This window comes from Novosphingobium naphthalenivorans NBRC 102051, assembly GCF_001590985.1.
Taxonomy (GTDB): domain Bacteria; phylum Pseudomonadota; class Alphaproteobacteria; order Sphingomonadales; family Sphingomonadaceae; genus Novosphingobium; species Novosphingobium naphthalenivorans.
Genome location: NZ_BCTX01000014.1, coordinates 17,903 through 44,256, shown reverse-complemented (window position 1 = coordinate 44,256; position 26,354 = coordinate 17,903). Strand labels below are relative to the sequence as shown.

The window sequence follows — 26,354 nt, the reverse complement described above, 5'->3', positions numbered from 1 at the left end:
CCGGGCGGAACCTGTCGATGATGGGGCCATCGATCGGGCCATGCCGGTGAATATTTTTTGCGGCGCAGCACAATCAGTCTTGCCGCAATTCCGGCCTGTGCTAGCCATGGAGAGGAAGGTTGGGAAGAGAGCGGGAAGTCGCCCCCGCGAAGGCGATAACCGGTGCCGTGTGCGGGGCCTGTGGCAGGTTCTCGTGCCGGTCTGTCAAGGAGTGCTTTCGTGGCTGTTGATCCCGTTTCCGCACCCAAGTCCCCCGCACCGTCCGAATTCGATCAGCACATTGTTCGCGTCCTGCGCCATCGTGTCGGCAAGGACGAGCGCGCGGCCAAGCAGCACGACTGGTACACCGCCTCGATCTATGCGCTGCGCGACCAGATCATCGACCGCTGGATCAGCTCGACCCGCCGTACTTATGACGAGGGCGGAAAGCGGGTTTACTACCTCTCGATGGAGTTCCTGATCGGGCGGCTCCTGCGCGATGCCCTGTCCAACATGGGTATGACCCGCGAGATGGAAAAGGCGCTGGCCGCGCATGGGCTGGACCTCGCCGCGATCGAGGAACTGGAGCCGGACGCCGCGCTCGGCAATGGCGGTCTGGGCCGTCTGGCGGCGTGCTTCATGGAGAGCCTCGCCACGCTCGACATTCCCGCCTACGGCTACGGCATCCGCTATGTGAACGGCATGTTCCGCCAGCGTATCGATGACGGCTGGCAGGTGGAGCTGCCGGAAACCTGGCTGGCCCACGGCAATCCCTGGGAATTCGAACGCGTCGAGAGCACCTATCGCATCGGCTTCGGCGGCGAGGTAGAGGCCGAGGGCGACGGGGTGATCTGGACCCCGGCCGAGGAAGTCGAAGCGACGGCGGTCGATACGCCGGTGGTCGGCTGGCGCGGCAAGCGGGTGAACACGCTGCGCCTGTGGACCGCCAGCGCGCTCGATCCGATCCGCCTCGATGCCTTCAATGCCGGCGACCATATCGGCGCGCTGGAGGAGCAGGTGCGGGCGGACAGCCTGGTGCGCGTGCTCTATCCGGCCGATTCCAGCCCGGCGGGGCAGGAGCTGCGGCTGCGGCAGGAATACTTTTTCACCGCCGCCTCGATCCAGGACATCGTGCGCCGCCACGTCCAGTACGAAGGCGATATCCGCACGCTGCCCGAAAAGGCGGCGATCCAGCTCAATGACACGCACCCTTCGGTCGCGGTGGCCGAGCTGATGCGGATGCTGGTGGATGCCCACGGTCTCGAATTCAACGAGGCCTGGGAGATCTGCAAGCAGACCGTCAGCTATACCAACCATACGCTGCTGCCCGAGGCGCTGGAAACCTGGCCGCTGCCGCTGTTCGAACGGCTGCTGCCGCGCCACATGCAGATCATCTATGCGATCAACAGCCGCATCCTGCGCGAAGCGCGCAAGGCCGGGTGCAGCGATGAGCAGGTCTCGGCGATCTCGCTGATCGACGAGGGCGGCGAACGCCGCGTGCGCATGGCCAATCTGGCTTTCGTCGGCGCCCATTCGGTGAACGGCGTGGCCGCGCTGCATACCGAGCTGATGAAGGAGACGGTCTTCGCCGATCTCCACGCGCTCTATCCCACGCGGATCAACAACAAGACCAATGGCGTCACCCCGCGCCGCTGGCTGCAGCAGTGCAATCCGGGCCTGACCAAGGTGATCCGCGATGCGATCGGCGATGCTTTCCTCGACGATGCGGAAAAGCTCACCGATCTGAATGCCTTTGCGGACGACGCCGCGCTGGGCGAGCGGATTCACGAGGTCAAGCGTGCCAACAAGGTCATGCTGGCCGACTACATCAAGAAGACCATGGGCATCCGTCTCGATCCTGATGCCCTGTTCGACGTGCAGATCAAGCGCATCCACGAATACAAGCGCCAGCTTCTCAACCTGATCGAGACGGTGGCACTCTACGACCAGATCCGCAGCCACCCCGAGCGTGACTGGGTGCCGCGCGTGAAGATCTTCGGCGGCAAGGCGGCGCCGAGCTATCACAATGCCAAGCTTGTCATAAAACTGGCAAACGACATCGCGAAGAGGGTTAACAGTGATCCCTCTGTCGGCGGGCTGCTCAAGGTTGTGTTCGTGCCAAACTACAATGTCAGCTATGCCGAGCGGATTATTCCGGCGGCGGACCTGTCGGAGCAGATTTCGACCGCGGGCATGGAAGCCTCGGGCACCGGCAACATGAAGTTCGCGCTCAACGGGGCGCTCACCATCGGCACGCTCGACGGCGCCAATGTCGAGATCAAGGACCATGTGGGGGACGAGAACATCGTGATCTTCGGCCTCACGGCCGAGGAAGTCGCCCACAAGCGGGCCAGCGGCTACAATCCGCGCGAGATCATCGAGGGGTCGCGCGAACTCGGGCAGGCGCTGTCGGCGATTGCCTCGGGCGTGTTCTCGCCCGACGACCGCAACCGCTATGCGAGCCTCGTCGGCGGCATCTACGACAACGACTGGTTCATGTGCGCGGCGGATTTCGACAGCTACGCGGCTGCGCAGCGTTCGGTCGATGCGCGCTGGGAAGACAAGGCCCATTGGCGCGCGGCGGCGATCCGGAATATTGCCAATGTCGGATGGTTCTCCTCCGACCGCACCATCGGCGAATATGCGAGGGATATCTGGAAGGTCCTGTGAAGCCAACCGAAAGCGCCATCGAATCCCTGCTGCAAGGCACCCACGCAGACCCGTTTGCGCTTCTCGGTACGTATTCCGGACCTGACGGCACCTTTGCCCGGGCGATTCTGCCGGGCGCGGAAGAAGTCGAGGCGTTCAGCCTCGATGGCCGCAGCCTCGGCGTGCTGGGGAAAGTGGACGACCGGTTCCTGTTCGAAGGGCATCTGGGCGTTACCCCGCAGCCGATCCGCTACCGCTGCAGCGCGCACGGGCATGACTGGCTGGTGACGGATCCCTATACCTTCGGGCCGGTCCTGGGCCCGGTGGACGACCTGCTGATCGCGCAGGGCACGCACTTTCGCCTGTTCGACAAGCTGGGCGCGCACCTGATCGAGCACGAAGGGTGCCAGGGCGTGCACTTCGCGGTCTGGGCGCCCAATGCGCGGCAGGTGAGCGTCGTCGGCGATTTCAACGACTGGGATCCGAAGCGCCATGTCATGCGCAACCGCAGGGACATCGGCGTGTGGGAAATCTTCCTTCCCGACATCGGCGACTACCGGGCCTACAAATACCATATCGTCGGTGCCGACGGGGCGGTGCAGCCGCTCAAGGCCGATCCCTTCGCCTTCATGTCGGAAATCCGCCCCGACAATGCCTCGATGACGGCGGTCCCGGCCAAGCTCGACTGGGGGGATGAGGATCACCGCGCGCATTGGGCCTCGGTCGATCCGCGCAAGGTGCCGGTCTCGATCTACGAGGTCCACGCCGGGTCCTGGCAGCGCGACCGCTGGAACTGGTTCCTGCAGTGGGACGATCTGGCGGACCAGCTCATCCCTTATGTCGTCGAGATGGGCTTTACCCATATCGAGTTCCTGCCGGTCAGCGAGCATCCCTATGATCCTTCGTGGGGCTACCAGACCACCGGCCTTTACGCCCCGACCTCGCGCTTCGGCGAACCGGCGGGGTTCGCGCGTTTCATCGACGGCGCGCACCGCGCCGGGATCGGTGTGATCCTCGACTGGGTGCCGGCCCATTTCCCGACCGACGAACACGGCCTCATCCGCTTCGACGGCACTGCGCTCTATGAGCACGAGGATCCCAAGCTGGGCTACCAGCCGGACTGGAACACGCTGATCTACAATTTCGGGCGGCGCGAGGTTTCGAGCTTCCTCGTCAACAACGCCTTGTTCTGGGCCGAGCGCTATCATGTCGATGGCTTGCGCGTCGATGCGGTCGCCTCGATGCTCTACCGCGACTATTCGCGCAAGGAAGGGGAGTGGATCCCCAACCAGCAAGGCGGGCGCGAGAACTGGGAAGCGGTCGATTTCCTGCGCGCCACCAACCGCGCGGTTTACACCCAGCATCCCGGGTTCATCACTTTCGCCGAGGAATCCACGGCCTGGCCCGGCGTGACCCAGCCTGCCGACGAGCGCGGCGGCCGCTCGGCGCTGGGCTTCGGGTTCAAGTGGAACATGGGCTTCATGCACGACACGCTGCGCTACATGAGCCGCGATTCCGTGCACCGGCGCTACCACCATAACGACATCACTTTCGGGCTGATGTACGCCTTTTCGGAGAACTTCGTCCTGCCGCTCAGCCACGACGAGGTCGTGCACGGCAAGGGCTCGCTGCTTGCCAAGATGAGCGGGGACGACTGGCAGCAGTTCGCGAACCTGCGCGCCTACTATACGCTGATGTGGGGCTATCCCGGCAAGAAGCTGCTGTTCATGGGCCAGGAATTCGCCCAGCGCCGCGAATGGAGCGAGGAACGCGCGCTCGACTGGCACTTGCGCGATGCGCCTGCGCATGAAGGCGTGCGCAATCTGGTGAAGGATCTCAACCGGCTCTACCGCAGCAAACCCGCGCTCCATGCCGGCGATTGCGAGGCGGACGGCTTCGAATGGCTGGTGGTGGACGATGCCGAGAACTCGGTGTTTGCCTGGCTGCGCAAGGCGCCGGGCGCGAATCCTGTTGCCGTGATCGCCAATATGACTCCGGCCCTGCGGACCGACTACCACTTGCCCCTGCCGCTGGCGGGCAAGTGGAACGAAGTGCTGAACAGCGATTCCGTCCACTACGGCGGATCGGGCAAGGGCAATCTGGGACAAGTCAGGGCGCAGGACGGCCATGCCACCGTCACCTTGCCGCCATTGGCGACAATAATGCTGGAATACGCAGGCTAGTTCGCAGCCTGGAAGGAGAGAGAGACGCAAGATGAGGACGCCGATCGGACAGCCACTCGCCCGAGACGCCATGGCCTATGTCCTGGCCGGAGGACGGGGGAGCCGGCTGAAGGAACTGACCGACAATCGCGCCAAGCCGGCGGTCTATTTCGGGGGTATGAGCCGGATCATCGACTTTGCGCTGTCCAACGCGATCAACTCCGGCATCCGCCGGATCGGCGTTGCCACGCAGTACAAGGCGCATAGCCTCATCCGGCACATGAACCGCGCCTGGAACTTCATGCGTCCCGAGCGTAACGAGAGCTTCGACATCCTGCCCGCCAGCCAGCGCATTTCCGAAATGCTCTGGTATGAAGGCACGGCCGACGCGGTGTTCCAGAACATCGACATCATTGCCGCGCACAATCCGAAGTACATGGTGATCCTGGCGGGCGATCACATCTACAAGATGGATTACGAGCTGATGCTGCAGCAGCACGTCAACTCGGGCGCGGACGTGACGGTGGGCTGCCTGGTGGTGCCGCGCAAGGATGCAACGGGCTTTGGCGTGATGCATGTCGACAAGGACGATGTGATCACCTCGTTCCTTGAAAAGCCGGCCGATCCGCCATGCATTCCGGGCGATCCGGACAATGCGCTCGCCTCGATGGGGATCTATGTGTTCAACACCGATTTCCTGTTCGAGGAACTGCGCCGCGACGCGGCCGACCCGAACTCCAAGCGCGATTTCGGCGGCGACATCATCCCGTATATCGTCAAGCACGGGAAGGCCCAGGCGCATCGCTTCACCAATTCCTGCATCCGCGCGGCGGAAGAGATCGAGGAATACTGGCGCGACGTGGGCACCGTGGATGCCTATTTCGAGGCCAATCTCGACCTCACCGACACTGTACCCAAGCTCAACATGTACGATCGCGAATGGCCGATCTGGACCGACACGGTCGTTTCCGCGCCGGCCAAGTTCGTGCATGACGAGGAAGGACGGCGGGGCGAGGCGATTTCCTCGCTGATCAGCCAGGATTGCATCGTCTCGGGCGCGCTGGCGCGCCGTTCGCTGCTGTTCACCGGCGTGAAGATGGGTAGCTGGTCGAGCGTGAACGAGGCCGTGATCCTGCCTTACTGCAACATCGGCCGCCATGCGCGTCTGAGCCGGGTGGTGATCGATTCCGGCGTGCGCATTCCCGAAGGGCTGGTGGTCGGGGAAGATCCGGAGCTTGACGGCCAGCGTTTTCGCCGTACCGACAACGGGGTCTGTCTGATAACCAAGCCGATGATAGACCGGCTGGAGCTGTGATCCCGCGCTGATGCCGCTGAAAGTCCTGTCCGTCACTTCCGAGGCCGTGCCGCTGGTCAAGACCGGCGGGCTGGCCGATGTCGCCGGTGCCTTGCCTGCGGCGCTGGCTCCGCACGGTGTGGAAATGACGACGCTGCTGCCGGGCTATCCGTCCGTCATGCAGACGGTGAAGCGGGCGCGAGCCGTGCATGTGTGGGATTCGCTGCTGGGCACGCCGGCGCGGCTGCTCGCGGGCAAGCTGGACGGGACTTACCCGTTGCTGGTGCTCGATGCGCCTGCACTCTACGCGCGCGAAGGCGCGCCCTATTCCGACACGGCAGGGCGCGACTGGGGGGACAACTGGCGCCGTTTCGCCGCGCTGGGCCGGGCGGCGGCGGACCTTGCGGGCGGAGCCATGGTCAAGCGCGGCAAGCCGCAGCGTTTCGATCTTGTCCACGCGCATGACTGGCAGGCGGCGATGACGGCCGCCTATCTGCGCTTCGCGCCTTTCGGGGCCGAAGGCCGGGTGCCCTCGGTCATGACCATCCACAACATGGCCTTCCAGGGCTGGTTCGGTGCGGAAGTCTTCCCGCAGCTCGGCCTGCCGGGCGAGGCCTGGACGATGGACGGCGTGGAGTACCACGGCGGTCTCGGGATGCTGAAGGCAGGGCTGGCCTGCGCCGATGCCGTGACCACGGTCAGCCCGACATATGCGCGCGAGATCCGCTCCGCCACGTTCGGCATGGGGCTGGAAGGATTGATCACGGCGCGCGGCAATGCCGTTTCGGGCATCCTCAATGGGATCGACACCGCCTTGTGGAACCCGGCGAAGGACGCATCGCTGGCCGCGTCCTACAACCACCACAGGCTCGAAAAGCGGATCGCCAACAAGCGCGCGCTGGAGGCCGAATTCGGTCTCGACGAGGCCGCCGGGCCGCTGTTCGTCGCGGTGTCGCGCCTGACCTGGCAGAAGGGCATGGACGTGCTGCCCGAAGTGCTCGACCATCTGGCCGGTATCGGCGGGCGGCTGGCGTTGCTCGGTTCGGGCGATGCGCAGATTGAGCAGGAACTGCTGAAAGGCGCGGCGCGCCATCCCGGCCGCATCGGTATCCGCATCGGCTATGACGAGGCCCTTTCACACCGGATGCTGGGCGGGGGCGATGCGATCCTTGTCCCCTCACGCTTCGAGCCTTGCGGGCTGACGCAGCTTTACGGCCTGGCTTACGGCTGTCTGCCCGTGGTCGCCCGCACCGGGGGCCTGGCCGACACCGTGATCGATGCCAATCCGGCGGCCCTCACGGCCGGCTGCGCGACCGGCATCCAGTTCGACGGCGTGAATTACGACAGCTTGGCTGCCGTCCTTACCCGCACTGTCGATCTCTTCCATCAGGGCGAGGTCTGGGAGCGCATCCAGAAGAACGCCATGAAGTGCGATTTCTCCTGGACCAGCAGCGGCAAGGCCTACGCGGATCTTTATGGGGCGCTGATGGCATGAAGGAACTGGGGGCTGTCGTTGGCGGGCACGCCACGCGTTTTGCCGTGCGCGCGCCGCAGGCCGATGCGGTGTGGCTTTGCCTGTTCGCCGATGGCACGGAAACGCGCCATGTCATGCAACGTTCGGGCCCGGAATGGGAAATCGAGCTGCCGGGCAACCTGGCCGGTGCGCGCTATGGCTACCGGGCTTCGGGCGAATGGTCGCCGACGCGCAAGCACTGGTTCGATCCCGCGAAGCTTCTGGTCGATCCCTATGCGGTCGAACTGGACCGGCGCTTCGTGCAGAACCCCCGGCTTGGCATTTATGGGGAGGATACCGCCGACATCGTGCCGCGCGCGATCGTGCCGGCCCCGTCGCAGCCGCTGCCCACGGAGCCGCCCCGCTTTGCGCGCGGCGGGCTGGTCTATGAACTCAATGTGCGCGGCTTTACCATCCGCCATCCCGAAGTGCCCGAGCATTTGCGCGGGACCGTCGCGGCGCTGGCGCACCCCGCAGTTCTCGCGCATCTGAAGAAGCTGAGCGTCAATGCCGTCGAACTGATGCCTATCGTCGCCTGGATCGACGAGCGCCATCTGGGGCCGCTCGGCCTCGTCAATGCCTGGGGCTACAACCCGGTGGCGATGATGGCGCTCGATCCCGGCTTGTGCCCGGGCGGGGTAAAGGAACTGCGCGAGACGGTCGCCGCGCTTCATGCCGAGGGGATCGGCGTGCTGCTCGACGTGGTTTTCAACCATTCGGGTGAGAGCGATACCGGCGGCGGGGTGCTGTCGCTGCGCGGTCTCGACAATGCGGCTTATGCCCATGCGAGCGACGGCACGCTGATCAACGATACCGGCTGCGGCAACACGCTCGATTTCGCCAATCCGGCTGTGCGCCGTCTGGCGCTCGATACCATGCGCCATTTCGTCGCGCATTGCGGGATCGACGGGTTCCGTTTCGATCTCGCGCCGATCATGGCGCGCGGTCCCGGCTTCGATCCTGCCGCGCCGATCTTTGCCGAGATCGAGGCCGATCCGCTCTTGGCAGACCGCGTGCTGATCGCCGAGCCCTGGGACATCGGTCCCGGCGGCTACCAGCTTGGCAACTTCCCGATGCACTGGCTTGAGTGGAACGACCGGTTCCGCGACGATGTGCGGCGCTTCTGGAAAGGCGAGGAAGGCATTGGCGTGCTGGCGACGCGGCTGGCCGGCTCGTCCGATATGTTCGGTCCGCACCAGCCGCATTCGGATTGCCGCTCGGTCAATTTCCTGGCCGCCCATGACGGTTTCACGCTGGCCGATGTGGTCGCCTACAATTACCGCCACAACGAGGCGAACGGCGAGAACAACCGCGACGGGCACGGCGAGAACCATAGCTGGAACAACGGCGTGGAAGGGCCGAGCGCCGATCCGCACGTGCGTGCGGCGCGCAAGGCGGATATCAAGGCGATGCTCGGCACGCTGTTCGCCTCGACCGGAACGATCATGCTGACGGCCGGCGACGAGTTCGGCCGCAGCCAGCAGGGCAACAACAATGCCTATTGCCAGGACAATCCGATCGGCTGGGTCGACTGGACGGCGCGTGACATCGAGCTTGAGGACTACGTTGCCGAACTCTCCGCGAAACGGCACGGGCGCTTGCGGTCTTTTGCGCGTTTCCCGGACAAGGTGCGCTGGCTGACGGCGAGCGGGAACCTGATGACGATCGCCGATTGGGAGCACATGAACGGCCACTCCTTCATCTACGATGCCGAGCCGGAAGAGGGGACGGGCGAAGGGGAACTGCGCGTGGAAATCTGCCGCGCGCGGCAACTGGTCGACATCGACTTCACGGCCTGAGCGGCCGCCTCATCCTGAAAAGGCCTGGAGGCTGAAGATTCGCAGCCGCGCGGCCACAGCCAGCATTCCCAGAGCGAGGACTCCGGCGAAAGCCAGTCCCAGAGCCAGGGCCGCGGCCGGGCGCAAGTGCAGCGCGGCGATTCCCAATCGGCAGGCGGCGAGCAGGATCAGCCCGTAGATCACCGAAAGAGCCGCAGCGCCCGCGAAATTGCGCAGGGCCCGGCCGATACGGATATGCCCGCGCCAATGCAGCAGGGCGAAGGCCCAGCCGGTGGTGCCGAGAACGACACCCGCTTGCGTCCAGGCCAGCACTTCGAGCCCGAACGGTGAAGCGGCGAAGATCGCGGCGACGGCGATCACGGTCGAGAGCAGATCGAACATCATCACCCAGGCCGTCTTGCCGAGGGCGGCGAAGGCCGGCTCGATGAGCATCTGTCCCACGCCCGCCGCCCCGCGCAGCGCCATGGCATATGTGACGGCGAGTGCCGCGAGATAGGACGGCTGGAAAAAGAGCGCGATCGCATCATGCGCGAAGACGATGATGACGGCGCCGGCAAGGCCGCTCAGCAGGGTGATCGTGCCGCAAAACCGCGCGAGCGGGATCGCAAGGTCCCTGTCCTGCCTTGCCGCCGTACCGAACTGGGTGGCGGCGAAAGTGGTCATCGGCTGGTTGAACACGTCCGTCGCCCCGGTCGCGACGCGGTTGCCGAAACGGTAGAGGCCGACGGCGGCCGGGGAATGGAGCATCCCCAGCAGCAGGTCCGCCGCATAGCGGGCCAGGAAGCCGAGAAACCGCGAGCCGTAGAGCCCGCCGGAGAAGGCGGCGGCCTTGCGGGCCAGGTCCCGCCGGAATGTCCCTTGCGGCCGGTCCCGTCCCAGCAGGGCATAGAGCACGGCGCCGGTCAGGACCCGAAGGTAGCGGAAGGCGACAAGCGCGTAGATCGAATGCCAGAACCACAGCAGCGCGGCGCCGCCGATCAGCGCCACGAGGTTCTGTGCGAACATCACGGTGAAGTTGCGCATAACGTCGCCGCGCCGCAGCAGCGCGGCGGAAGACCATGTGCCCATGCTCGCCAGCGGCTGGATAAGTGCAAGCAGGAGCAGCACAGGACCGAGCGGCGGCGCCTGAAACATCCATTCCAGAGGAAACGCCGCCAGCGCCAGCACGAGCGAGGCGAGCGAGACGAGCCCGAGGATCAGCCAGAAGCAGGTGGACAGCACGGCGCCGTCATCTTCCTTCGATGTCAGGATGAACTGATAGAACCCGGTGTAAGTCATCGTCTGTACCAGCACGATGAACACCACGCCCAGGCTGTAAACGCCGTATTGAGAAGGCGGCAGGAAACGGGCGGCCAGCAGCGTAATGACCAGTGTCGATGCCTGCTGTAGAGAGCGTGCGGTGAAGGCAAACAGCGCCTTCCCGCCTTGTTTTCCGGCCGAACGAAGGGCGTGTGCCGCCGGGACTGTACGCGTCATCGTCATAGGCAGGGGCTCGTCAAATAGGGCCGAAGAGTCCCGGACGCCGCGACCGGGACGCCGCCATGGACGCTGACGGGCAGGGCTTTTCTACCACCCCTAGGCTTGGGCAGAATGGGAATTGCCGCCGGGACGGAGGGAATTGCCCGCGCGGATTTGGGCCGGATGGGTATCGTTGCTCTCATGTTGCAGACCTTGCGCGAATCCGGGAAGAACACGGCCGGCTGGCTGATCCGCCGTTCGCGGCCCGGATACCGCTATCGCCACAGTCTGTTCATTCTTGCGCACATGCGGTGCGGCTCTACGGCGCTTTCCAATATCCTGTGCTCCCGGCCGGACGTGAGCGGATATGGCGAAGCGCATATCCGCTACGACGGGCAGGGCGCGCTCGGGCGGTTGGCGCTCAACCAGATGCGCCGGGGCGGGTGGAAGCCGCAGGCGGGCCTGCTGTTCGACAAGATTCTCCATTCCCGGTACGACGGTGAGGCGCCGCCCGAATTCTTCGAGGCGCGCGCGATCTTCGTGGTGCGCCGGCCGGCCGAGGCTATCCGCTCGATCGTCAATCTCTACGCCAAGCTGGGCCGCGACGAATATTGCACGCAGGAAGAGGCCGCCGCCTATTATGTCGAGCGGCTCACGGCGCTGGAGGCCTTGTGGCATCGCTTTCCCGCCCGGCAGCGGACAGGCCTTACGCATGAGGCACTGCTGCGCGATCCCGATGGCGCGCTGGCGGTGATCTCCAGCCGGATCGGGATCGATCCGCCATTGGAGAACCGTTACGTCAGTCTGGCGGCCTCGCGCCGCGGCGGCGGCGGCGATCCCTTGCGGAGCGGGCAGCATTCGCGGATTGAACCCGCCTTGTCCCGCACCGCCTGCAGCGATGAGCTTCTGCCCGATGTCCCGGCTGGTCTGGTCCGGGAAGCAGAGGGCCGTTTCAGACACCTGAGCGCCTTGTTCGGTGAGGAGCGGGCAGCGGGGTGATGCTGCTGCACGCGGTCATGAACCGCGGTTTCTTCCATTCCCGACCGTTCCCATCCCGCGCCTGCCATTGCGCGTTGCGAAAATATCAGATCCGAATTTGTGCGATCTCTATTCAAATACCGTGGCGTGCGGTTGGTAATATATGTATCTGTACATAAGTTCACGCGCCAAGTTACTCTTGTTTATCGTCAAATATTATTGAACCGTATTGAATACGACTCTCATTGCGATCGCGAAATGCTGAATGATAGCAATCCCTGACGGGTGATGTTTTCAATCAATACCCGATTGCAGGGAGGCATAGGTGGGCAGGAATTGTGATCGAGGGGGCATTACCTCGAATGTGTTCGCGCAGCCGGCCGGCAAGGAATGTCACGGTCCGCGTCTGGTATCCTTGTGGGAATGCGGGATGTGGCGCGGTTTCGATATCGTGATGGCCATGGCGATCCTGATTGCCGTGTTTCCTTTCCTGGTGCTGGTGGCAGTGGTGCTGTTCCTCAGCGATCCGGGGCCGGTATTCTTTGCGCATCGCCGGATCGGCTATCGCGGGCGATACTTCCACTGCCTCAAGTTCCGGACGATGAAAGCGAACGGAGACACGATCCTGCGCGCCCATCTGGAAAGCGATGAGGAAGCGCGCCGCGAATGGGAAGCCGCGCGCAAGCTCAGGGCGGACCCGCGCGTCACGCCGGTGGGCGCGGTGATGCGCAAACTGAGCATCGACGAGTTCCCGCAACTCATCAATGTCCTGATGGGGGATATGAGCCTCGTCGGCCCCCGCCCGATCGTCGATGACGAAGTGGTGCACTACGGCCGCCACTTCGAGCACTATTGCCTTGTCCGGCCGGGGCTTACGGGCCTGTGGCAGACCAGCGGGCGGAGCGACACCTCCTACCAGCAGCGCGTGGCGATGGACGTGTCCTATGTCGCTCGCAAGAGTCTGGCGTTCGATACCTGGCTGCTGTGCAAGACGGTCCCCGCCGTCGTTTTCGCTCGCGGTTCCTATTAGAGTGTGGTGCGTGAAATCCGCAACACTTCCGCTCGTCCTGAGCTTGTCGAAGGACGCTGGCGCTGCAACACCCTTCGACAAGCTCAGGGTGAGCGGGCCTTAATTCAAATTTCCTGCATTTTGCGCCAGGTTTCAGCCCGAGCGGGATGCGTCAGGCGGTCATGGCCTCCGCCTTGCCGCGTGCCGCCAGCGCACTCCGGCCCATTGCCGTGATCAGGCGGGGCAGGTCGCGCGTGGGCGTGCCGGGAGGGACGGCCATCTCGATCAGCAGCACCCGGCCGGCCTGCGCGGCCTCGTCCAGCGCATCGGCCAGCGCCAGGCGGCCGCCGCAGCGGCGGTGGTTCAGCCCGAACGCCTGGGCGATCCCGGCGAAGTCCAGCGCGGGCGGATTGCGCATCGTGGCGGCGTAGCCATCGACCTGCCGCGCGGCGGTGAGGTCGAAGAGCCCGCCGCCTGCGTTGTTCATCACGCAGATTGCGCCGCGCAGCTCGTGCCAGAGGGGATTGGCGAGGGCGGGAAGATCGTGCGAGAACGCCTGATCGCCCATCAGCGCCAGCATCGGGCCGCTTCCCGCGAGGGCTTCTCCCAGTATCAGGCCGAGCGTGCCGTCGGTGCCATTCACGCCGCGGGCGCTGAAGGTCCGCGCCGGCCCGTCCCCGGCACCGGCGAGCAGGCCTGCAAGCCTCACGGACAGCGAATTCGCGCAATGCAGGGCGCCAAAGCCCCGGGCGCGCACGACTTGGGCGGCCGCGGCCAGTTCGCCCCACCCGGCCGCATCGATCACGATGTCGCGCGCGACATCCGCCATCATGTCGAGCGCTTGCCACGATTGCTGCCATTCGCGGCTGCTCTTGCCGAGCAGATCGCCCAAGGCAGTCCATGCATCGCCGCCGGGCGGCACCAGCCCGATAGCGGAGGGGGTGAGAAAATCGCCGCCCGGATCGTGACTGGCGATGTTCAGGACGGGGCCGCGGAATCGCTTGATGACTCTGGTCAGGCCCGGACTCACTGGCGCCCCGCCCAGCCGCACCAGCAGGTCCGCGCCGCCGACATCGAGCACGCCCGCTTCGGCCAGCGCATCGGCCGTCGTGAGCAGGCCGGGCGGTGCGTGATGGCGTAGTCCGCTGCAAATGTCGGCAATGACCGGGAAGCCGGTTGTCTCGGCCAGCGCAGCGAGTTCGCGGGGCGTTGTCGGAAGGTCCTGTCCTGCCAGGATCAGCCCGCGCGGTGCGCCCGGCAGGCCGAGCTTGCCGACGGCGTCGCGAACCTCGGCCACGGACGCGCGGCGGGGCTGGAGGACGCGGTTTGGCGGAGGCGGGAGCGGGTGGGCATCCGTCGGATCGTCCTCGGTCGCGCAATAATCGCCCCATTGCGGGATGTTGATGTGCACCGGGCCGGGCCGCGCTCCCGCGATGCCCCCGGTCAGGGCCTCCGCCAAGGCCTGGCGCATCGCGGGGAGGGAAAGGGACCCGTCCAGCGGATCGGGCAGGGCGAGCTGAACCCGGGCAAGCGGCGCACACAGCGCCTGCTGGGGCAGGGTCTGGGGCTCGCCCGGCATTCTGCCGCTCAGGGGCCGGTCGCAGGTGAGCAGGATGAGAGGCAAGCCGCGCGCCTCGGCTTCGGCCATCGCCGGCAGCAGATTGATCACGGCCGAGCCCGAAGTCGTGCAGACCGCCGTCGGCCTGCCGTCTGCAAGAATGGCGCCGAGCGCGAGAAAGCCGGCGCTGCGCTCGTCGACATGAAAAATGCACTCGATGCCCGGCGTGCGGTGCAGCGTCATCGCCAGCAGGCCATTGCGCCCGCCGGGGCACAGCACGATCCGCCGGATACCGTGCGCGTGCAAGCTATCCGCCAGGACCCTGTCCCAGACCGCATTGCGATTGTTCGGCAGCCCGCTCAATCCGGCGATCCGCCAAGGTAAGCCGCGACCCGGCGGCCGGTGGCCTGCTGGACCGCGTGCTGGGCGGCGGCGAAGGCCGCGAAATCGGCGCCGAGGCCGGGCGTGGCGGCGAGGTCGCGCAGCCCGTCGGACAGGCGTCCAGCCAGATCCGGAGCGCGAATGTCGAGCGCCAGCCCGGGATGGCCTGCCTCGGCGAACAGCGCGGGGACCCGCTGGTCATAGGCAAGGCCGATGGCGGGAACGGCGGCCCCCATCGACAGCAGCACGGCATGATAGCGCGCACTGACAAGGAGCGAGGCCGACCGCAGGATGCCCACGATCAGGCGCGGATCGGCGATGCCAGCCACGACAGGCTTCGGCGCCGCGAGCCGCTCCGCCAGTTCATGGCAGACGCGCTGGTCGTTCGCTTCCATGCCGACCACCACGGTGAAGCGCGGCGTGGCGGAGCGTTCAGCCTCCGCGCGCAGGGCTGCGCTGACATCGTCGAGAAAGGCCGAGCATTGGTCTTGCGAGCATTCTGCGGGCTGGAAGAACATCATGCCGCTGTGATGTTCCGATGCCACATTGCCGGTCAGCGAGGCGATCAGGGCCCGTTCCGGATCGGCGATCAGCGGCCAGCGAAAGGGATCGGTGGGGCAAACCACGGTCAGGCCGCTGCGGCCATCCCATCCGCGTTCCCGCAAAGCCGCCTCTGCCGCGATCATATCGGCATCGGCAAAGCTCCACCCGGTATCGGTGCCCAGTTCCGCCTGCAGTCCGAGGGCTTCCAGCCGTTCAAGCGAAGGGCGGTTGCGCGCGATGACCAGCGCCTCCCGCGCTGTATCGCTGACGAACCGTTCAACGGCAGGGGACATCCGGTCCGCCTCGGCGCCATAAGCGATCGCGGGCTTGCCCATGGCCGTGGCCATGCCGAGGAAGGCCGTCAGCATCGTGGCAAGGCCGTCCGAGAACGTGGAGGTGAACAGCGATCCTTCGCACACGACCACGGCATCATAGCGCGCGCAAAGATCGCGCACGGCATCTGGCGGGAAGCCTGAGATGCGCTCGACAGCAACCGGCCCCCAATCGGGTAGCGGGCGGTCGCCCACGGTCACGACCCCGAAAGTGGCATCGCCGCCGAATGCGCCGCGCAACTGGCGGATGATCTCTCCGGTTCTGAGATCGGCGCCAGTATTGCAGGCCCCGCTGTACCCCGCGAGCAGCACGCGCAGCGGGCCGGGCTGGCGTGGTTGCAGCGTTTCGCGGCGCGCGGCGGCAATGCGGGCGCGGTAGGCCACGCGCAGATCCGCTTCGGGATCGTCCGAGAGCATCAGGGCCTGCAGGTCGGTGATCGCGCTGGCCATCGTCACAGCCCGATGTGGCTGTCGAGGCAGATGAACATCGTGCGCTGCCACTCGGGCTCGTCGGGCAGAATGCGATACCGCACCGGTACAAAGGCACCGCGTCCCGGAATCGGCTTTTGCCGGTTCCAGTCGAGCTCGAACTGGATTTCGGGAGTGGCTGCGAGCCAGTCGGCGAAGCCCGTATCGAGCAGGAAGTCGGTGGCGCGGGCCAGCAGCATGACTCGCTCGCCAACCAGCATGTTCTGGGTTCCGACCGCCATGACGGCCTCGATCTTGGCAAGCAGGACGTCGCTGGCCTTCATCGCCACATCCGGGCCGGACCAGAGGTCGGCGGCGAGTGTCTCGCTGATTGTGGCCGGCTGTGCCACCTTGGTCCTTGGCTGAGCGATCAGGGCCGCCGTTACCGGGTGCCAGCCGGCACGGCGGGTGGGAATGTCCGCACTGTCAGCGGTAGCCGTGAACTGCAGTGTCCTTCCCGCTGCGGTTTCGAAAGTGCCGTTGACGGCCGGATCGCCCTGGCCGGCAGCGGCTGGTGCGTCGAAAGCGGCATCCCAGACGGTGATCCTGGGTTCGGTCGTCAATTCGCGGTGGAATGCGCATTTCACCAGCCGCACGAGGCGGTCGTCCGCGCCGATCAGCTCTTCCGCCAGCGCGGCGGCGTGCCACAGCGTGACCGGGCCATGCACGAAGAGCAGGCTGTCCGGCGTCAGCGGCACCAGCGCGCGGGCGCTGGTCCAGCCGGGGCCATGGGACCGTTCCGCAAAGCGCTGCGGCTCACTGCCCAGCGGCGGCCAGTTCTGCTCTGCCAGCGCCTGCGCCAGCAACCGGCGCCAGTAGTCGAGCAGCGCGTTGAGCTCGATCCGGGCTTCGGTCAGATCGAGAAAGGCGATCGGATCGGCATTGCCGGAGACCTGTAATTCAAGCTGCCGCAGGCGTTGCAGCCTGGCATCCCGTTCGCGCCGGAGCCGGACGAGGACGTCATCGATTTCATCGGATGTCAGCGTGTCCGGCTCGGGCCAGGGGGCGATGGCGGCAGCCTGTGCCATCACGCCGGCGTGTGCCATTTCTCGCCGATCTTCTCGATCTGGCCCAGGGCGCGTCGCAAGTTGCCCTGGTAGTTGTAGTGGCACAGGTCATCGCTCTTGTCGAAGCCGCCATTGGCGTAATAGGCGCCCATCCGGCAGCCGCCAGCACAGCGCGACACGAAATTGCACGAGCTGCAGCCACTGATTTCGTGCGACTTGGTGCGGATCCCGCGCTCGCGCGCTTCCTCGAAGATGTCGCCGAAATCGACGTCGAAAATGTTGCCGAGCTGGAGTTCCGGGGTCTTGCCGAGATGGCATGGGAAGACGTCGCCGTTCCAGTCGATGTCGAGCAGCGACCAGCCGACCCCGCACAGCCCCTTGGCATTGTGATCGTCGACCGAGCATTTGCTGTAGCGGAGGTAGCGCTCCTTCAGCGCACGGATGCGTTCCTTGCCGTACTTGGCGACGAGCGTTGCATCCATGTCGCGCGCGACTTTCATGAGATCGCGCTCGGACAAGTCGAGCTGCTCAAGAAAGTCCGACGCCCCAGGCTTCATCTTTTCGTTATCCTTGGGGAAGGAGCGCAAGTTGTTGGGCTTGATGTAACCGCCGTTGGACACGGCGTATTCGGCCATCTCGTTGATCTGGTGCAGGTTGCGCCCATGCAGTGTCGGCGCGAGGACGAAGGGAAGTTTTGCGGCGATGGCCTGCTCGATGCCTGCCTGGATCTTCGTCAGCGCGCCCTTGCCTCGTGACAGTGCCGAAATGTCCTCGGTCAGGCCGTCGAGGCTGATCTGGACCACGTCGAGACGCTTCATCCGCGCCAGGCGCTCGGCCATTTTCGCGTCGATGTAGATGCCGTTGGTCAGCAAGGTCAGGCGGAAGTTCGATCCGTCGATGAAGTCGAGGATTTCATAGATGTCCGGATGCATCAGCGGCTCGCCGCCGGTCAGGATCAGGTAGCAGTCGGAATTGACCGCCGCGATCTTGTCGAACAGCGTGCGGATCTGCTCGATCGACATATGCCGGCCGCGCCGTTTCGACAGCCCTTGATAGCAATAGGGGCAGGCGAGATTGCATTCGCGCGTGATCGTCACATAGGCCGAGAGCAGCGGCGGGCCTTCGGCATTAGGAAATTCGGTCCGGGTCCAGCCGTCGCGAACGACGCGGTCGCGAAAGCCTTTCGCGTGGCTTTGCGGATCGCCCACGCCGCACCCTTCGAAATAGCCCGCCAGGGTATCGAGCGATCCATCCGTGACATCGAACAGATGCAGTGCCGCAAGGTCGGTATCCGTCATCGTGGTCAGCGCGCCGACACGCGGATTGGTCACCAGCAGCAGCTCGCCATGCTGCTCTATACGCGCATCGGAAATGGCCGACATACTTAACCTCCCAGTCATTCTGCAGGCTGCGCGCGCCATCACCCAGCCCGGAAAGTCCGGCCGGTTCGCTCGCAACCCTATGGATAAACAGATAGTTGACGGGGGGCGTATGTGTCCGCCCCCCGTCATCAGGACACCGGCTGAATCAGCCGACGCAGACGCAGGCGCCGACGCAAACGGCCGCAGCGCCGGCGGCACCGGACGCGAGAGTCGCGCTCTTGCCGACCTGCACGCCCATGGAAGCCAGAGTGCCATGCGGGTCCTGCATGAACTTGTGGCTCAGATCGGCATCACCCCGGATCTTTTTGAGCGCAGCCACGAAATCTTCTGTTGTTGAAGCCATTAGGAACCTCCTGAGCCAGATGTATGAAGTGAGTGTTTCTAAACTTCGAGTGCGTAATCGCGAAGTTTAAACGCCATGGATGTCCATTGGCGCAATAAGTTTCTACGACTCGCGCATATATTAGTCAATTATTTCCTTGCTTGAGGTGATTGTTGTTTCAGAGATTTAATATTTTTATTAGTATGGTTAATTAAAATTGGTTGTATTGATTTTGTAATTTGAAGTGTTGTGTTGACTTATTTAAGTCATTTGCGGTGCGTCACATTGCTTCATCAGGGCAAGCGCCGGCTATGCGGGGGCCGTGCCGCATGCGTTCATGGACGAAACGAGTCCGTGCAGGCTGCGAGAGCTTGTGATTCCGGTCGGCATTCTCCCCATCCTCCGGGCAGGTTTGCAGGCGCTTTCCCCCTTTGAAGGGTTTTGCTTTCGATGAAAGCAGGTTAACTGCAGCAATAATCCTGCCAATGCAGAAGATGTTTCAATGTTTTAATGTTTTAATGTTCTTATCATTCGATAATTCTGTGAACGTCTGCGACTCAACTTTATTACGTTGAATAACGATTCTTCAACTGATCTTCAATGGTGAGGTATTCGGTGTTCGATGGTGATGTGTTAACTAACAAGGAGGCTGTCTGGTGTTGGGATTACAGTCTGACCGATCCCAAAATCGCCAGTCTCTACGAAAAGTCCATTCATGGGCAGTGGCGGGCGGCCGAGTCTTTGGATTGGTCTCAGGCCATCGATCCGGCGCAGGTTGGCCGGGGGATCGGCGGCGGCATGTTGTCGCCGGGATTGACGGACCGGCTTTCCACCCAGCAGCGTGACAGCCTGATGGCGGGGATGGGGGCGCTCACGTTCAGCCAGTTGCTGCATGGCGAGCAGGGGGCGTTGATGGTCTCGGCCGATCTTGTCCGGCTCCTGCCCAGCGCGGAAATGAAACAGGCCGCCGCCAGCCAGGCCAACGACGAAGCCCGCCATCTGGACGTCTTCACCCGCTACATCGGGCGGATGGGGGAAATCCATCCGCCATCGGCTTCGCTGCGCCGCGTGCTCGAAAAGATCGTCGCGCATCCCATGTGGCTGGCGCAACTCGTGGGGATGCAGATCGTGGTCGAGGGCATGGCGCTGGCGACGTTCCTGGACATGCGCAAGGCCGCCGCCTGCCCGCTGCTCCATGCGATGCTGGACCTCGTCATCAAGGACGAGGCGCGGCACCATGCGTTCGGGAAGATCGCGCTGCGCGATCATGTCGGTATGCTGGAAAGCGATGACCGGCAGGCGTTGCAGGCCTTTGCGCTGGATCTGGTCAGGATCTTCCGTGACTGGGGCACCGAGCCCGAAGACATGATCGCCAGTGCCTATGTCATGGTTGGCGCGGGGGTCGATCCGACCGACATGATCGCGGCGGTGCGGCAGAGCGCGCTTGCGGGCCATCCCCTGGACCTGTCGCGGGGGATGCGATACGCCTTCATGGCATTCATCCTGCCCGATCTTGAACAGCTCGGACTGATTTCGCCGGGCGAAGCGCAGGCGATCCGCACCACTCTCCCTTCATCGGAAAACGAACTCGATGCGCTCGACCGGCTGCGCGAAGAGCTGGTGCGATGAGCCTCACCGGGTGCCCGCCGGTCCCGCAGGCGACAGCGGAGGAGCGGATCGCGGAACGGGTCGAACTCATGGCGCTGCTCTGGCAGATGCTCGATGGCGATACGGCCTATTGCGCCAACCCGCGCCTGCTGATGGTCACGAAAGTCCTGCCGGAGCTGGAGCACGATCCGGCGACTGTAGAGCTTTCGGTCCTGCGGGAGGGGGCAGGGCGTGACCGGATCATCAAGGGCCTTGCGGCAGAGGCGCATGGGCTCGGCGTCGATCCGGCACTGCATGCGCTCGCCTCCGCGCTGGACCGGCTTTCCGAACGGTGGGACGGCCTGTTGCAGGCCCTCGCGGTCCCGTTGCACAAAGCCTATCGGGAGATGCGCCAGCGTGCCGACCCGCTGGTTGCCGGTTTCGATCCGGCCGGGGACATGCAGGCGCTGACCGGCGAGTGCGATGCCTTGACCATTGCGATTCTGCCCAGCCTGTTCCTGCCGCCGCCGCAGAGCGGCCGCCACAGTGCGCTGGTGGTTGCGCCGGGCGGGCAGGCGACCGGCTATCTGTTCTACGGGTTCCCGCTCGACAACGATCCGGCCCGGTTCGGGATCAATTCAAGCTGGCTGCTGGGCGGTGCCTGGCACTATGCGGTGACGCGCTTCATTGCGCGCCACTGGCCTGCCGTTGGCAAGGAGCTTCAGGCCAGCCCCGCTCTGGAGACGGCCCTTGTGACCGCGCTTGCGGACCATCGCGCCGACGTGGCCTGGCCGCAGTGCATTGCCGAACACCTGACGATTGCGCTCAAATGCGCATTGTGCCGGCAGGCCGGTCTGGCCGACCTTGTGCATCGGGCCTTCGCCAAGGCGCAGGGCGCGGCGTTTTTCGACTGGTTTGCCGAATGGACGGGCGGGCTGGCCCGCAGCCCGGGGACTTTCGTGGCGGAATTCGAACGGCTTCCGGAAATTCTCGCCGCGCGCCAAGACGAACTGATCGTAACCGCCGTGGCGGCCAGAAGCGGACCGGTCTCGATCAATTTTGCCTTGTCCTCGCGGCAGGATCGCGTGCTCGTTGTCCCCGATCATTGGAGCGAGGAACTGGCCGAGCGGATACGGCGGCGCTGGTCGCTGGTCTCTCGCGTGTTCGAGCGCGAGAGTGCCTGGCGGGCGCGGCCCGATCCCTCGCAGGCCTGCGTCATCGCCTTCGGTCAGGCCGGGCATGACCGGCTGGTAGATTCGCTGCTGGACGCAGGCGGCCTGACGCTTGACCGCAGCGGGGAGGGCGGGGACGTGCTCGTGGCCCTGTCGCGGCCGGAACGCGCGCTCAAGCCCTGGCAGCTTGCCGTGGCCGTGCATGACCCTGAGGTCGCGGGGAACTTCGCGGCGGAGCATGTCATGGCCTTGTTCCACCGCACGGCCCGGTTTGCAGGCTATCAGCTTGTCGAGGGCGATGGAATGGCTGCGGTGGCCGCTTAGTTTGGAGGGGGCAGAGGGCAGGTCCTCCCCGCGAGGCGGGAAGGGCCTGCCGGAGGGATCAGTCGTTCGGATCGCCAATCCAGATCGCGTGGGAATCGATGCGCAGGCGCGTGATCGCCCGCATCGCTTCGGTGCGCGCCATGGCCTCGGTGCGGAAGGCATCGTGGACTTGCCGTTCGCCGAACAGTTCGTCCGACAGGTCGATCTCGCCTGCCTTGTGGCCTTCGCGCAGCTTGGCGAGGGCGGCGACTTGCGCATTGAGACCGTCGCGGGCGCGCTGCCAGGCGGCGTAGCGGAAGCGTGCTTCGGTCATGTCGGCCTCGGCCATTTCCTTGACGGCAAAACGCACCGCCATCGCTTCCGAACGCGCGGCCCCGGCTTCGGCGTCCGCCTGATCGGCCAGCGCCGAGCGGTGCCCGCCGCCCAGCGGCATCGAAAACAGCACGCCTGCACCGCGTTCGGCGCCGCCGCGTTCGGAGAACATGCGCACGCCGAACGAGGGATCGGCGATCTTGTCGGCATGCATCCGCGAGGCAGAGGCATCGGCCCGGCCGGCTTCGGCTTCTGCCGCGGCGATCTCGTGGCTGTGTTCGATGACCTTTTTCCCCAGCGCCTCGATCCCCTCGGGCGGGAGCTCGGGGCGCGGCATGGCGGGGGCGGCATCGTCCAGCGGCAGCGTCGGGAACTGGGTGGTCAGCCGCGCTCGTGCCAAGGCTTCCCGGCCAGCCGATTGCTGGGCGGCGACCTGGGCCGAACCCAGAGCCGCTTCCGCCTGATCGGCATCGAGCTGGGCGGCATCGCGTACGGCGACCCGGCGGCGCACGGCCTCCAGCAGCTTTTCGTAGTTGGCGACCGCCTGTTCGTCGACCCGCGCTTCCGCAGCGGCGCCGAGCCAGTTCCACCAGCTTTCGGCCAGCAGGGTCGCGGCCTGATGGCGCGCGTCCTCGGCCCGGTTCTCGGCGGCGGTCACGCCATAGCGGCCGATTTCCTTGTCGAGCCGGGTCTTGCCGGGCAGACGGAAGGGGCGCAGCAACTGGCCGTCGAACTCGTCGAAAGATCCTTCGCGGTCGACGGAGCGGTTGATGTAGCTTCCCGTGAACGTGATCTCGTGGCTGCCGCGGGCCAGCGCGCGGGCCTCGGCGCGTGCGGCGCCGGTGCGGGAGCGGGCCGCCTGAACCGAAGGATGCGCGTCGAGTGCCGCCGTGACATCGGCGGTAGGAGGGAGGCCGGGTTCGGCGTCGGCGGCAAGCACCGGCGCGGCGAGGGCGCTCAGCAGGGCCGTTCCGGCCAGCAGCAGCTTACGCATCGGCCGTCTCCCCGTTTTTGCCGTTCAGTTGCGGATTCTCCCGGTCCCCGGCCTCGCGCTCGGTCCGGCTCTCGCCGAAGCGTTCGTAGAGCATGGGGAGCAGGATCAGGGTGAGCAGGGTCGAGGATACGAGCCCGCCGATCACCACGATCGCCAGCGGCTTCTGGATTTCCGAACCCGGGCCGCTGGCAAAGAGCAGCGGGACGAGGCCGAAGGCCGCGATCGTGGCAGTCATCAGCACCGGACGCAGGCGCCGCTCGGCCCCGCGCCGCACGGCTTCGGACAAAGGCACGCCTTCTTCGCGCAGTTGGCGGAAGTAGCTCACCATGACGAGCCCGTTGAGCACGGCGATACCCAGCAGCGCGATGAAGCCGACCGAAGCGGGAACCGACAGGTATTCGCCCGAGATGGCCAGCGACACCATCCCGCCGACCAGCGCGAAGGGGATCATAGAGATGATCAGCAGCGAGGCGCGCATCGAGCTGAGCGTGGCGTAAAGGACGATGAAGATCATCACCAGCGAGATCGGCAGCACCACCATCAGCCGGGCCGAAGCGCGCTGCTGGTTCTCGAACTGGCCGCCCCAGACGATGCGGTAGCCCGGCGGCAGCTTCACGTGTGCGGCGATATCGGCCTTGGCTTCCTCAACATAGCCGACAAGGTCGCGGCCCGAGACGAAGGCCTGCACCAGCGCATAGCGCGAGCCGTTTTCGTGCTCCAGCTTCACCGGGCCCTCGACGCGGGCAACCTTGGCGACGTCGCTGGCGCGCACGAGCTGGCCGGTGGGCGAGCGGTAGAGCGTATCGGCGAACGTCTGCGGCGTCAGCTCCTGCCCTTCGCCGCGAATGACGATGGGCACGCGGCGCACACCGTCCGCGACGACGCCTGCGTGCACACCCTCGACTTGCGCGCGCATGGCGTCCTGCAACTCGTTGACGGGCATACCGGCACGCCCGGCGGCGACACGGTCGATATCAAGCTGCAGGTAGTCGACGCGGTCGTCGGCGACGGTCATGGCTTCACTGGTGCCCTTGATTGCTTGCAGGCGGCCCTGGATCTGGCCGGCAATGCTGGACAGTTCCTTCAGGTCCGGGCCGAAGATCTTGATGGCAAGATCGCCGCGGGCGCCGGTGAGCATTTCGGAAATGCGCATTTCGATCGGCTGGGTGAAGCTGGGCTCGATGCCCGGCAGATTGACCAGCGCCTTGCGGATCTGCTCGACCAGCCATTCCTTGTCGGACACGCGCCATTCCTCGCGCGGCTTGAGCTTCAGGAAAGTGTCGGTCTCGTTGAGGCCCATGGGATCGAGCCCGAGTTCGTCCGAACCGACGCGCGCGATCACTTCCTCCACTTCGGGCACTTGCGAGAGGATCGCCCGCTGGACCTTGAGATCGCCTTCCACGCTGTGGTCGAGCGAGATCGAAGGCAGTTTGGTCAGCTGCACGATCACCGAGCCCTCGTCCATGGTCGGTAGGAAGGTCTTGCCGGTCACCGAATAGGCCAGGACCGTGACCAGCAGCGAGAGGCCGGCAACGCCGTAAACCACTTTCCGGCGCGCGAAGGCAGCGGCCAGCAGCGCGTGATAGCGCGGGCCGATCTGCCGCATCAGCCAGGGTTCGTGATGCCCCCCGTCCGCTTTCACTTTCAGCACGAAGTAGGCCATCACCGGCACCAGCGTCAGCGAGAGCACCAGCGCCGAGAGCAGCGCGAGCACGATCGTCAGCGCGACCGGGGCGAACAGCTTGCCCTCCAGCCCCTGCAGCGTCAGCAGCGGCAGGAACACCAGCGCGATGATCGCCATGCCCGAAGCCACCGGCTTGGACACTTCGGCGGCGGCCACGATGACGTTGTGCAGCTTGCCGCCGCGCGCGTGCTTGGGATCGGATAGGCGCTCCACCACGTTTTCGACCACGACGACCGCGCCGTCGACCAGCATACCCACGGCAATGGCAAGGCCGCCCAGGCTCATCAGGTTGGCGGTCAGGCCGATCGAACCCATGAAGATGAACGTGAGCAGCGCCGCCATCGGCAGGGCCAGCGCGACGATCACCGAAGCGCGCACGTCGCCCAGGAACAGCAGCAGCAGCACGACCACCAGAAGCGTCGCTTCCAGCAGGGCTTCCTCGACCGTGCCGACCGCGTGCCCGATCAGGTCGGAACGGTCGTAGAATACCGAGATGCTCATGCCCTTGGGCAAGCTGGTCTGCACTTCGGCAAGGCGCTCCTTCACGCCGTTCACCACTTGCGCCGCGTCCGCGCCGCGCAGGCCGATCACGAGGCCCTCGACCGCTTCGCCCTTGCCGTCCTTGGTGACGGCGCCGTAGCGGGTGAGGCTTCCGGTGCGCACTTGCGCCACGTCGCCCACGCGCACGATCTTGCCGTTTTCACTGCGAACGACGACCGCGGACAGGTCATCCAGTGTGTGGATCGCGCCGGTGGCGCGCACGATCAGGGCTTCCTCGCCGGAGATGAGGCGGCCGGCGCCGTCGTTGCGGTTGGATGCCTCGATGGCGGTCGCGAGATCGGTAACGGTCAGATCGGCGGCGGCCAGCGCCGAAGCGTCAGGCACCACTTCGAACGTCTCGGCATAGCCGCCCAGCGCGTTCACGTCGGCGACGCCGGGAACGGTGCGCAGGGCCGGGCGGATCACCCAGTCGAGCGTGCGCCGCTTCTCGGCCAGGCTCTGCGGCCCCTCGATCGTGAACATGTACATGTCGGACAACGGCGTGGAGATCGGGGCCATGCCGCCGCTGACGCTGGCGGGCAGGTCTCCCATCACGCCGCTCAGCCGCTCCGAAACCTGGGTGCGGGCCCAGTAGATGTCGGTGCCGTCGGCAAAGTCGATGGTGACATCCGCAATCGCGTACTTGGCGACCGAGCGCAGCGTCGCCTGATGCGGAATGCCTAGCATTTCCATTTCGATCGGGGCGATCACGCGGCTTTCGACTTCCTCCGGCGTCATGCCCGGCGCCTTGAGGATGATCTTCACCTGGGTGGAGCTGATGTCCGGAAAGGCATCGATGGGCAGGCGCATGAAGGCCCATGCGCCAAGGCCGGCAAGGCCCAGCGCAAGGCCAAGGACAGCAAGGCGCCAGGCCAGCGCGCGTTCGACAAGCTTGCGCAGCATGGGC

The 26,354-nt window shown here is 65.3% G+C and carries 17 protein-coding genes; 9 read left to right on the top strand and 8 right to left on the bottom strand.

Features of this window, described 5'->3' with window-relative positions; translation table 11 throughout:
• Positions 1-219: 219 nt before the first annotated feature.
• Genes NN5_RS06700 through glgX form a run of 5 tightly spaced genes read left to right on the top strand, consistent with a single transcriptional unit; the run spans position 220 to position 9,396 of the window.
• Complete coding sequence (locus NN5_RS06700) at positions 220-2,649, top strand: glycogen/starch/alpha-glucan phosphorylase (RefSeq protein ID WP_067733225.1); 2,430 nt, start codon at positions 220-222, stop codon at positions 2,647-2,649.
• A complete protein-coding gene (gene glgB / locus NN5_RS06695) occupies positions 2,646-4,811 on the top strand; it encodes a 1,4-alpha-glucan branching protein GlgB (RefSeq protein WP_067733223.1) in 2,166 nt (721 codons plus the stop codon). The genes NN5_RS06700 and glgB overlap by 4 nt, the downstream gene beginning before the upstream one ends.
• 31 nt (positions 4,812-4,842) lie before the next feature.
• Positions 4,843-6,105: a glucose-1-phosphate adenylyltransferase gene (glgC, locus tag NN5_RS06690; RefSeq protein WP_084384779.1), complete on the top strand. Its 1,263-nt coding sequence runs from the start codon at positions 4,843-4,845 to the stop codon at positions 6,103-6,105.
• Positions 6,106-6,115: 10 nt separating this feature from the next.
• Positions 6,116-7,579 carry a glycogen synthase GlgA gene (glgA, locus tag NN5_RS06685; protein WP_067733219.1) on the top strand — a complete coding sequence of 488 codons (1,464 nt, stop codon included), beginning with the start codon at positions 6,116-6,118 and terminating at the stop codon, positions 7,577-7,579.
• Entirely contained in the window at positions 7,576-9,396 is a 1,821-nt protein-coding gene (gene glgX / locus NN5_RS06680; RefSeq protein WP_067733217.1) for a glycogen debranching protein GlgX, read from the top strand. Before glgA ends, glgX begins: the two co-directional genes overlap by 4 nt.
• Before the next feature lie 9 nt (positions 9,397-9,405).
• Here glgX and NN5_RS06675 read toward each other — a convergent pair whose 3' ends face one another.
• Positions 9,406-10,872 carry an oligosaccharide flippase family protein gene (locus NN5_RS06675; RefSeq protein WP_067733275.1) on the bottom strand — a complete coding sequence of 489 codons (1,467 nt, stop codon included), beginning with the start codon at positions 10,870-10,872 and terminating at the stop codon, positions 9,406-9,408.
• A gap of 165 nt (positions 10,873-11,037) precedes the next feature.
• On the opposite strand from NN5_RS06675, the gene NN5_RS06670 reads away from it, so the two are divergent.
• The gene (locus NN5_RS06670) at positions 11,038-11,853 is read left to right on the top strand and encodes a sulfotransferase family protein (protein WP_245656293.1); all 816 of its coding nucleotides are present in this window, start codon (positions 11,038-11,040) and stop codon (positions 11,851-11,853) included.
• Between the two features lie 409 nt (positions 11,854-12,262).
• On the top strand, positions 12,263-12,862 hold the full coding sequence (locus NN5_RS06665) for a sugar transferase (RefSeq protein ID WP_067733215.1): 600 nt from the start codon (positions 12,263-12,265) through the stop codon (positions 12,860-12,862).
• 151 nt (positions 12,863-13,013) lie between these two features.
• Here NN5_RS06665 and menD read toward each other — a convergent pair whose 3' ends face one another.
• The 5 genes from menD to NN5_RS26265 all read right to left on the bottom strand — a co-directional run bounded on the left by menD (position 13,014) and on the right by NN5_RS26265 (position 18,855).
• Positions 13,014-14,762 carry a 2-succinyl-5-enolpyruvyl-6-hydroxy-3-cyclohexene-1-carboxylic-acid synthase gene (gene menD, locus NN5_RS06660; protein WP_067733213.1) on the bottom strand — a complete coding sequence of 583 codons (1,749 nt, stop codon included), beginning with the start codon at positions 14,760-14,762 and terminating at the stop codon, positions 13,014-13,016.
• A complete protein-coding gene (locus NN5_RS06655; RefSeq protein WP_067733211.1) occupies positions 14,759-16,105 on the bottom strand; it encodes a polysaccharide pyruvyl transferase family protein in 1,347 nt (448 codons plus the stop codon). Before NN5_RS06655 ends, menD begins: the two co-directional genes overlap by 4 nt.
• 2 nt (positions 16,106-16,107) lie before the next feature.
• Complete coding sequence (locus NN5_RS06650) at positions 16,108-17,151, bottom strand: hypothetical protein (RefSeq protein ID WP_157081043.1); 1,044 nt, start codon at positions 17,149-17,151, stop codon at positions 16,108-16,110.
• Entirely contained in the window at positions 17,151-18,512 is a 1,362-nt protein-coding gene (locus tag NN5_RS06645; RefSeq protein WP_067733207.1) for a radical SAM/SPASM domain-containing protein, read from the bottom strand. Before NN5_RS06645 ends, NN5_RS06650 begins: the two co-directional genes overlap by 1 nt.
• A gap of 145 nt (positions 18,513-18,657) precedes the next feature.
• Positions 18,658-18,855, bottom strand: a complete 198-nt coding sequence (locus NN5_RS26265; RefSeq protein WP_067733206.1) for a hypothetical protein — start codon at positions 18,853-18,855, stop codon at positions 18,658-18,660.
• A 609-nt stretch (positions 18,856-19,464) separates the two neighbouring features.
• On the opposite strand from NN5_RS26265, the gene NN5_RS06635 reads away from it, so the two are divergent.
• Both NN5_RS06635 and NN5_RS06630 read left to right on the top strand, forming a co-directional pair.
• Positions 19,465-20,463 (top strand): ferritin-like domain-containing protein, encoded by a 999-nt coding sequence (locus NN5_RS06635; RefSeq protein WP_169800958.1) that lies wholly within the window; start codon positions 19,465-19,467, stop codon positions 20,461-20,463.
• Positions 20,460-21,917, top strand: coding sequence for a hypothetical protein (locus NN5_RS06630; RefSeq protein WP_067733202.1), 1,458 nt, complete (start codon positions 20,460-20,462; stop codon positions 21,915-21,917). Before NN5_RS06635 ends, NN5_RS06630 begins: the two co-directional genes overlap by 4 nt.
• Before the next feature lie 58 nt (positions 21,918-21,975).
• Here the strand turns inward: NN5_RS06630 and NN5_RS06625 are convergent, their stop codons facing one another.
• Together NN5_RS06625 and NN5_RS06620 are read right to left on the bottom strand one after the other, a co-directional pair.
• Positions 21,976-23,223, bottom strand: a complete 1,248-nt coding sequence (locus NN5_RS06625; protein ID WP_067733201.1) for a TolC family protein — start codon at positions 23,221-23,223, stop codon at positions 21,976-21,978.
• Entirely contained in the window at positions 23,216-26,350 is a 3,135-nt protein-coding gene (locus NN5_RS06620) for an efflux RND transporter permease subunit (protein ID WP_067733199.1), read from the bottom strand. Before NN5_RS06620 ends, NN5_RS06625 begins: the two co-directional genes overlap by 8 nt.
• Positions 26,351-26,354: the final 4 nt, after the last annotated feature.